Here is a 2692-nt window from a genome sequence, read left to right as displayed (position 1 = left end):
GAATGGCGGCTCCTTCAGATAGGTGGAATCATCCTCCCAAGGAAAAAGTTCGCCTGTTATCTGCGGTATTTTCTTCCAGTTCGGATCGGTTGCGGCAATATCACCGGCATAGGTCTCGCGATAAAATGCGGGGTTTGCAGCGAGAGCTTGCGCCTCAGCCAGTTCTTCGGGCGTTGGCCAGACATCCTGAAGATAAACGGGCTGTCCATCCGCTCCTATTCCGAGCGGTTCCGTTGCAAGATCGATATTGATACGCCCAGCGATCGCAAAGGCAACGACCAATGGCGGGCTCGCAAGAAACGAGGCGCGAACGGCAGGGTGGATGCGTGCTTCGAAATTACGATTGCCCGACAGTACCGCGCAAGCCACCACATCGCGCGCGGCGATCTGGCTTTCCAGTTCGGAATCGATAGGACCCGATGCACCGACACAAGTTCCGCAACTATAACCTGCAACCACAAAACCGAGCGCGTCCAATGACTTTTGCAGATTGGTTGCCTCCAGATAGCGGCTGACCACTTTCGAGCCGGGGGTGAGCGAGGTCTTGACCCAGGGCTGGGATTTCAGGCCAAGAGCCACTGCTTTCCTGGCGACCAGACCGGCGGCCAGCATTACCCCTGGATTGGATGTATTCGTGCAGGATGTAATGGCGGCAATTACAATGTCACCATCGGAAACCACGTGTGCGCGCTCATCGCCACCTGTCGCATTGTCGCCCGCAAATGCCTCCACTTTACCGTAGCCGCCATCGGCAATTGGCGCGTGCAGAATTTCGTCGAAACGCGGCTTCAAGTCATCGAGCGGCACACGGTCTTGTGGGCGCTTCGGACCGGCAAGATTTGGTACGACGTCCGCCAGATTTAGTTGCAGCTCCTCGGAATAATCGATCTCACCGGTTTTCACCGCGCCGAAACAGCCCTGTGCGCGATAGACCTTCTCAACTGCGCGGACCTTTTCTTCCGTGCGCCCAGTCTGCCGAAGATAGCTGCAAGTTTGCTCATCGACAGGGAAATAGCCGATGGTGGCGCCGTATTCGACAGCCATGTTGGCGATGGTGGCTCGGTCCGGCACGCTTAGCTTTGCCACACCCTCACCAAAGAATTCAACGAACTTTCCAACGACCTTGGCCTTGCGCATCATCTCAGTGACATGCAGGACAAGATCCGTCGCGGTCACGCCGTCCCGTAGCGCATTCGTCACATGGACACCCACCACATCTGGCGTCAGGAAGAAGACCGGCTCGCCCAGCATAGCGGCTTCGGCCTCAATCCCGCCGACACCCCAACCGACTGTTCCCAGCCCCGCTATCATGCAGGTATGAGAATCCGACCCAACCAGGGTATCCGGATAGCAAACGCCATCCTTCACGAGGAAACCCGGCGCAAGCAATTCAAGATTCAGTTGATGCAGGATACCGGCTCCCGGCGGAAAGAGCCGGATACCGTCATAAGCCTGCATCGCCCATTTTACGAAGCGGTAGCGTTCGGCATTACGCTTTATGTCGAGCTCGGTATTGAGCTGAAGGGCATCCGGCCTGGCGTGATAATCGACGGTCAAAGTATGGTCGAGCGCCATGTCCACGGGCACTTTCGGACCGACCACCCCCGCGGGATATCCCAGCCTCATCATTGCACCGCGAATAGCCGTCAAATCGCCGAGCAAGGGAATACCGGCGGCACAATTCAACACGATACGCCCGATGGTGAATGGTATTTCCTCGTCCCTCGCTGCGTTCGGTTGCCAATTGGCGAGGCGCTCGACATGCTCGGGCAGAACTTTTTTACCGTCCAAATTGCGCAGAACGGATTCCAGCACGATCCGCAGACAAATGGGCAGTCGCGATACCTTGCCTATTCCATGCTCTTCCAGAGCGGGAACCGAAAAGAAATGCAGTTTTTCATCACGCGAGACGTCAATTTTGCGCCGTGTGATTTCTTGCAGCGACACACTCATGCAGACCTCGACAAGGAAAGGGTCTCTGTAAGCAGCCGCACAGATGGCAAGGCACCTAGTGTCCTCACGCGTTCAGTGAGCAGTTCCGCTTGCTCATCCGCAAGCCGGCCTCGCGTCAGAAGCTTGAACTTGGTGCGGCTTTCTTCCTCCGTACAGGGGTCGGACGGCGTGCCATGGCAATCCAGCACCATTCCTTCGCTGGTACGGCCATCGGCAAAGTTTAGCGATACGCTGGCCCCATACTGCGCGGGATAGACGGCCTCGATACGGGGATCCACAACGACCTCGATACGGCTCGCAAGCTCCCTGATGATGGGATCATTTACCGCTGAAACGGCGAACATATCCGGGTCGCGGGGATTGCCGGTCAGGGCCAGAGCGGCGCAATAGGGGATGCTGTATTGCGCGCCCATCGTATCGATAGGCGCTGGCGAGCTATTGTTCTGAGCGGCATATTTGCTGACGCCGATACGAACATTGGAGATTTCGCGCGGCGACAGCGGCTCGGCTCCCCTCAACTCAAGCAAAAGTTGCACGGCCGACTGAATCCAGCCGCAGATCGGGAAAACCTTGAACCATGTCTGGGTGATCGCCCAGTTTGCACCGAGTTCCCGGCCCAATCGTTCCGGTGCGGCAGTACTGCCTCCGAATACGTCGATCAGCCCGAAATGGCTGTCTATGGCAAAAGGGGGTCCCAGGAAACCTCGCTGCGCTAGCTGGCCCATACGCACGCCAGCCT

At 57.4% G+C, this 2692-nt stretch carries 2 protein-coding genes; both read right to left on the bottom strand.

From position 1 onward, the window contains the following. Positions 1–1953, bottom strand: a 1953-nt coding sequence (gene acnA / locus ACXJ5O_RS23805; protein ID WP_457302063.1) for an aconitate hydratase AcnA, incomplete at its 3' end; no start/stop codon positions are given. Continuing rightward, a partial coding sequence (locus ACXJ5O_RS23800) for an MmgE/PrpD family protein (protein WP_457302062.1) occupies positions 1950–2692 on the bottom strand: 743 nt, incomplete at its 5' end. The genes ACXJ5O_RS23800 and acnA, both read right to left, overlap by 4 nt.

This window comes from Phyllobacterium sp. P5_D12 (assembly GCF_054049495.1).
The sequence above is the reverse complement of the archived record's forward strand: the minus strand, read 5'-3'. Positions and strand labels throughout refer to the sequence as shown.